The organism is Noviherbaspirillum sp., assembly GCF_036846085.1.
Classification (GTDB): Bacteria; Pseudomonadota; Gammaproteobacteria; order Burkholderiales; family Burkholderiaceae_D; genus Noviherbaspirillum.
Map to the genome: position 1 here is coordinate 1 of NZ_DAIUCO010000312.1, position 5588 is coordinate 5588.

At 58.7% G+C, this 5588-nt stretch carries 7 protein-coding genes; all 7 read left to right on the forward strand.

Translation table 11 applies throughout. The features are described 5' to 3' along the window. On the forward strand, positions 1 to 505 hold a 505-nt coding region (locus V7080_RS23395; protein ID WP_334190783.1), incomplete at its 5' end, for a MotA/TolQ/ExbB proton channel family protein. Positions 506 to 534: 29 nt separating this feature from the next. Further along, complete coding sequence (gene motB, locus V7080_RS23400; protein WP_334190784.1) at positions 535 to 1497, forward strand: flagellar motor protein MotB; 963 nt, start codon at positions 535 to 537, stop codon at positions 1495 to 1497. A 66-nt stretch (positions 1498 to 1563) separates the two neighbouring features. Further along, positions 1564 to 2088 (forward strand): chemotaxis protein, encoded by a 525-nt coding sequence (locus V7080_RS23405; protein WP_334190785.1) that lies wholly within the window; start codon positions 1564 to 1566, stop codon positions 2086 to 2088. A 70-nt stretch (positions 2089 to 2158) separates the two neighbouring features. Then, positions 2159 to 2524 (forward strand): response regulator, encoded by a 366-nt coding sequence (locus tag V7080_RS23410; protein ID WP_334190786.1) that lies wholly within the window; start codon positions 2159 to 2161, stop codon positions 2522 to 2524. Between the two features lie 55 nt (positions 2525 to 2579). Further along, the gene (gene cheA / locus V7080_RS23415; protein ID WP_334190787.1) at positions 2580 to 4772 is read left to right on the forward strand and encodes a chemotaxis protein CheA; all 2193 of its coding nucleotides are present in this window, start codon (positions 2580 to 2582) and stop codon (positions 4770 to 4772) included. Positions 4773 to 4788: 16 nt separating this feature from the next. Then, positions 4789 to 5301, forward strand: coding sequence for a chemotaxis protein CheW (locus V7080_RS23420; protein WP_334190788.1), 513 nt, complete (start codon positions 4789 to 4791; stop codon positions 5299 to 5301). A 120-nt stretch (positions 5302 to 5421) separates the two neighbouring features. After that, a partial coding sequence (locus V7080_RS25450; RefSeq protein ID WP_442947278.1) for a Tar ligand binding domain-containing protein occupies positions 5422 to 5588 on the forward strand: 167 nt, incomplete at its 3' end.

Sequence of the window (5588 nt, forward strand, 5' to 3'; positions counted from 1 at the left end):
TCACCACATCATCGAATTCATGACCGATTATTTGCGCCTCATGGTTTCGGGGAACATGGATGCGTTCCAGATTGAGAACCTGATGGACAACGAGATCGAGACCCATCACGCGGAAGGCGAAGTGCCGGTGCATTGCATCGCCAAGCTGGGGGACGCCATGCCAGCCTTCGGCATCGTCGCCGCGGTCATGGGGGTGGTGCATACGATGGCCTCGGTCGGCTTGCCGCCGGCGGAGCTCGGAATCCTGATTGCGAATGCATTGGTAGGCACCTTCCTTGGCATTCTTCTGGCGTATGGTTTTATCGGGCCGCTGTCGAGCTTGCTTGAGCAGAAGCTCCACGAGTCGTCGAAGATGTACCAGTGTGTCAAGGTAACCCTGCTTGCAAGCCTGAATGGCTATGCGCCGGCGCTGGCAGTCGAATTCGGCCGGAAGGTGTTGTTCTCCACCGAACGTCCGTCGTTCTCCGAACTGGAAGAGCACATCAAGAAGGCCAAGGCCAAATAGGCGTATGAAACCAGAACGGCAGGAGAACCATGGCTGACGAAGGCTTACGCCCCATCATCGTAAAGCGGGTCAAGAAATCCGGCGGCGGTCATCACGGCGGCGCATGGAAAATTGCGTACGCCGATTTCGTCACCGCGATGATGGCGTTCTTCCTGCTGATGTGGCTGCTCGGCTCCACCGCCAAAGGGGATCTGCAAGGGATCGCCGAATACTTCCAGACACCGCTCAAGGTTGCCATGGCCGGCGGCAGCGGCAGCGGTGACAGCTCCAGTGTGATCCAGGGCGGCGGCAGGGATCTGACCCGCAAGGACGGACAGATCAAGAAGGGCGACGATCCGACGCCCAAGAAAACCTACACCATGAATTCCGCCAACGCCAAGACCATGCAAGAGGAATTAGAGCGGGCCGAAATGGCACGCCTGAAAATTTTGAAGGCGCGCATTGAGGCTGCAATTGATGCGCGGCCGACGCTAAAGCAGTTTCGCAATCAATTATTAATCGATATTACAACAGAGGGCTTGCGCATCCAGATCGTGGACGAGCAGAATAGGCCCATGTTTGCCTTGGCGAAAGCCGAGCTGCAACCCTACACCAAGGAGATCCTGTACGAGATCGGCAAGGCGTTGAACGACATGCCGAACAAGATCAGTCTTTCCGGGCATACGGATGCGGCGCCCTATGCAAGCGGCGAGAAGTATTACAGCAACTGGGAGCTGTCGGCGGACCGGGCGAATGCGTCGCGCAGGGCGCTGGTGGCTGGCGGGATGGATGAAGGCAAGGTGTTGCGCGTGGTGGGACTATCGTCCGCTGCGTTGTTCGATACGGCGAATCCGATGAACCCGGTGAACCGGCGGATCAGCATCATCGTGATGAACAAGAAAGCCGAAGAATCCGCCAACAAGGAAGGCGGCTCGATCGCGGTGTCGAACGAAACGCAGGTCAAGCAGGAACTGGGCGGAACGCAGGAAACGGGCGGTAAGCCGGGAAATTGAGTTTGCCGGCAACTGGTTGCGGCGGCCGTCGGATAACGGGACATCTTCATGACAGGAAAAACGTTGTTGAGCTCTCAAGTGAAAGGCCTGCTATCCAGCGTATCGGAGCATGGAGCCCAGCATCTGAACGAGATTGAAAGCGATCTTAAACAAACCGATGCGCTGCTGAGCGAGGCGATCGACAAACTTTGCAGGAGCTTTCTTGCAATCCAGCAGGCGGTTTCCGAGCATCAGGCTACTGTCGAACAGCTTGTCAGCGGCATGCCGGCCGACAAGGCCTCCCAACTGCAATCCAGCCAATCGGAAATCACACAGCATGTGAATGCCGCGGTGACCGGACTGCAATTCCAGGATATGACAAGCCAGTTATTCGCCAGAACGGTCCGGCGCGTGACCGGTCTGCGCGAGGCGCTGGAGCAGATCGGTGCAAGCAGTTCGGGTCTGCAGGATAACGGCGAACTCGGTGAGATCGTAGCCAGGCTGGAGAGCATGAATACGGTATTGAACGAACAAAGCGCGAAGCTGGAAGGATTGCTGTGGAAGGCGGTCTGCCAGACGCACATGGAAAGCGGCGACGTCGAATTGTTCTAGAGACGTAGCACTACAGAGATACAACGGAAAACGGGTGTCGAACCCGGCATCGAAGAGGCGGAGTAATAAGATGGCGAAATCAATATTGGCGGTGGATGATTCCGGATCGTTGCGGCAGATGGTCGTCTTCAGCCTTCGGGCGGCGGGATACCAGGTGACGGAGGCAGTCGACGGCCAGGACGGTCTGGAGAAGGCGAAGAGCCAGGTGTTCGACCTGGTGCTGACCGATCAGAACATGCCCCGGATGGACGGACTGACGCTGATCCGGTCGCTGCGGCTGGTACCGACCTATCAAAAGGTGCCGATCCTGATGCTGACCACCGAATCGAGCGACGACATGAAACAGAGGGGCCGGGCAGCGGGCGCCAACGGATGGCTGGTCAAGCCGTTCGATCCGCAGCGCCTGACCGAAGTGGTCAAGAAAGTCATCGGCTGAACGCAATGCGCGACTGCCATAGCAACCGTACACGCCGCCCACACGGAGCCGATAAATGACCATTGACATGAGCCAGTTCTTCCAGGTGTTCTTCGATGAAACCGAAGAGCTCCTCGCAGAGATGGAGAAGCTGCTTCTCGCGATCGACGTCCAATCGCCTGACGAAGAGGACCTGAACGCGATTTTTCGTGCCGCGCACTCGATCAAGGGCGGCGCCGGCACCTTCGGCCTCAATGACCTGACCGAAGTAACCCATGTGCTCGAATCGCTGCTGGACAAGATCCGCAAGGGCGAGATGGCGCTGACCGCCGAACATGTCGACGCCTTCCTGGTCGCGAAGGACATCCTGAAGATGCAGCTGGACGGTCACCGGTTGCAGACCCCGGTCGACCAAGATGCGGTGGCGGATGTGCGAATGACCTTGCAATCGCTGTCTCAGGACGGCGTACCGCCGCTGCCGCCGGAACATGCCGTTGATGCCGCGCCTGCCGGCACAACCGCGCCGGATGGCTTCAGCCGGCATTTCCGTATCGAACTGCCGCCGATCACGTCCCGCGATGCGGATGCGCTGGCCGCCGAACTCGGCTTGCTGGGACATATCGACCGTACCGCGCTCGACGGAGGCGGCACCTGCCTGCTGCTGGCAACCAACGAGAACGCCGACGATATTGTGGCCATCTGCTCGTTCATCCTCGACCCGTCCGACCTGAAGATCAGCGAGCAGGCCGCGCCCAGACCCGCAATGACGGCTGCCGAGGCCAAGGCGGCGCAGGAGGAGGCGCAGGGCTACGGCTTCTTCGAGCCGCTGGAGAATGAGGCCGAGCTGGCCGCTGCGGAAAAGGCTGCCCTGGAAGAGAAGCAGGGATACGGATTCTTCGAACCGTTCGAGCCGCCTGCGCTCAAGGAGGCACGGGAAGCCGCGGAGGCGCCGGCACCGGCAAGCCAGGCGGCCTGTGCGGCGTTCAGTGCTACCGAGGTGGGCGCCGAGATATCCGGCGCGAATGGTTCAGACAGGAAAGCGACGGCGCGGAAGGATAGTGAAAGGACCGCGGGCAACCACGAGTCTTCGTCGATCCGCGTGGGTATCGAAAAGGTCGATCAGCTCATCAATCTGGTCGGCGAACTCGTTATTACGCAAGCCATGATCGAGCAGCGGACCGGCTCGCTCGACCCGATGCTGCATGAGCGGCTGCTCAATAACGTCAGCCAGCTCACCCGGAATACCCGCGATCTGCAGGAAGCGGTCATGTCCATCCGCATGATGCCGATGGATTATGTTTTCTCCCGCTTTCCCCGGATGGTGCGCGATCTTGCCACCAAGCTCGGCAAGCGCATCGAATTCATCACCCATGGCGCGGCCACCGAGCTGGACAAGGGATTGATCGAACGCATCGTCGACCCGCTGACGCATCTCGTGCGCAACAGCATCGATCATGGCATCGAAATGCCTGACGTGCGCAAGGCCGCCGGCAAGAGCGAAACCGGCCGGCTCTCCTTGTCCGCGGGTCATCAGGGCGGCAACATCGTCATCGAAGTTACCGATGACGGCGGCGGACTGAACCGTGAAAAGATCCTTGCCAAGGCGAAGCAGCAAGGCCTGCCCGTTGCCGACAATATGCCGGACGCCGATGTATGGCAGCTGATTTTCGCACCCGGATTTTCGACGGCGGACGCGGTCACCGATGTGTCCGGGCGAGGCGTCGGGATGGACGTCGTCAAGCGCAACATCACCGCCATGGGCGGCATTGTCGAGATCCGCTCCGCAAAGGGCTTTGGAACGACGATCTCGATCTCGCTGCCGCTTACCTTGGCGATCCTGGACGGGATGTCGATCCGCATCGGCGAAGAGATCTATATCCTGCCACTGGGTTATGTCGTCGAGTCGCTGCAGCCGTCACAGGATGAAGTGAAGAACATCAGTGGCCAGGGGCAGGTCATCAAGGTGCGCGGCGATTATCTTCCGCTGATTCCGCTCTACCAGGTCTTCGGCATCGAGCCGCGCTTCACCGATCCGTCGCAGGGCATTGTGGTCATTCTCGAATCCGAGGGAAAGAAAGCGGCCCTCTTCGTCGACGAGCTGGTCGGGCAGCAGCAGGTCGTGGTGAAGAACCTGGAATCCAATTACCGCAAGGTCGCCGGCATATCCGGCGCCACTATTTTGGGAGACGGCGGCGTCTCCCTGATCATCGACGTAGCCGCATTGTTGCGATCGAGCCGTCAACTGAACGACGAATCCATATTTTCTTGAGAAGGACAACGCCATGATGCAAACCACACAACAAAACACTGCTTCCGCATCAGATGACAAGAGTGGCCGCGACATCGCCGGCCATGAGTTTCTTGCTTTTACCCTGGGCAAGGAAGAGTACGGCATCGATATCCTGAAAGTGCAGGAGATCCGCGGCTACGAAACCGTCACCCGGATCGCGAACGCACCGGAATTCATCAAGGGAGTGGTCAACCTGCGGGGCATCATCGTGCCCATCGTGGACATGCGCATCAAATTCAATCTCGGCGACCCGACCTATGACCAGTTCACCGTCGTCATCATTCTGAACATCGGCGGACGCGTGGTCGGCATGGTGGTCGACAGCGTATCGGACGTGATCACGCTGTCGCCGGAACAGGTGAAGCCGGCGCCGGAGATGGGTACCGCGCTGAATACCGATTACCTGATCGGCCTCGGCACCATCGACCAGCGCATGCTGATCCTGGTCGATATCGACAAGCTCATGTCCAGCGCGGAGATGGGCCTGATCGAAAAGATGGCCGCTTGAGCGAATCACTGAAAGGTTGCAAATGGCGGCTGCAGCAGGCAGCCGCATTGCATTGACTCAAGAGCCTGGCTACAAGGCTCCGCACCAAGATAACGATAACGAGAGACAACGAGGAATTCCATGTTTAGCAATCTCACCATTAAATCGCGGCTGATATTTGTCATCGGCTTTCTTTCATTGCTGCTGATCGGCGGCGGCGTGATCGGCTTGACGAGTCTCAGCAGTGCGAACGAATCACTGAAGCAGATTTATGAATCGCATTTGGTGCCAATGGGAAAACTCGATAG

What these genes read in the sequence shown, in the direction of transcription:
- motB (WP_334190784.1), top strand. Translation starts at nt 535, where the DNA reads ATGGCTGACGAAGGCTTACGCCCCATCATCGTAAAGCGGGTCAAGAAA.
- V7080_RS23410 (WP_334190786.1), top strand. Translation starts at nt 2,159, where the DNA reads ATGGCGAAATCAATATTGGCGGTGGATGATTCCGGATCGTTGCGGCAG.
- cheA (WP_334190787.1), top strand. Translation starts at nt 2,580, where the DNA reads ATGACCATTGACATGAGCCAGTTCTTCCAGGTGTTCTTCGATGAAACC.
- V7080_RS23420 (WP_334190788.1), top strand. Translation starts at nt 4,789, where the DNA reads ATGCAAACCACACAACAAAACACTGCTTCCGCATCAGATGACAAGAGT.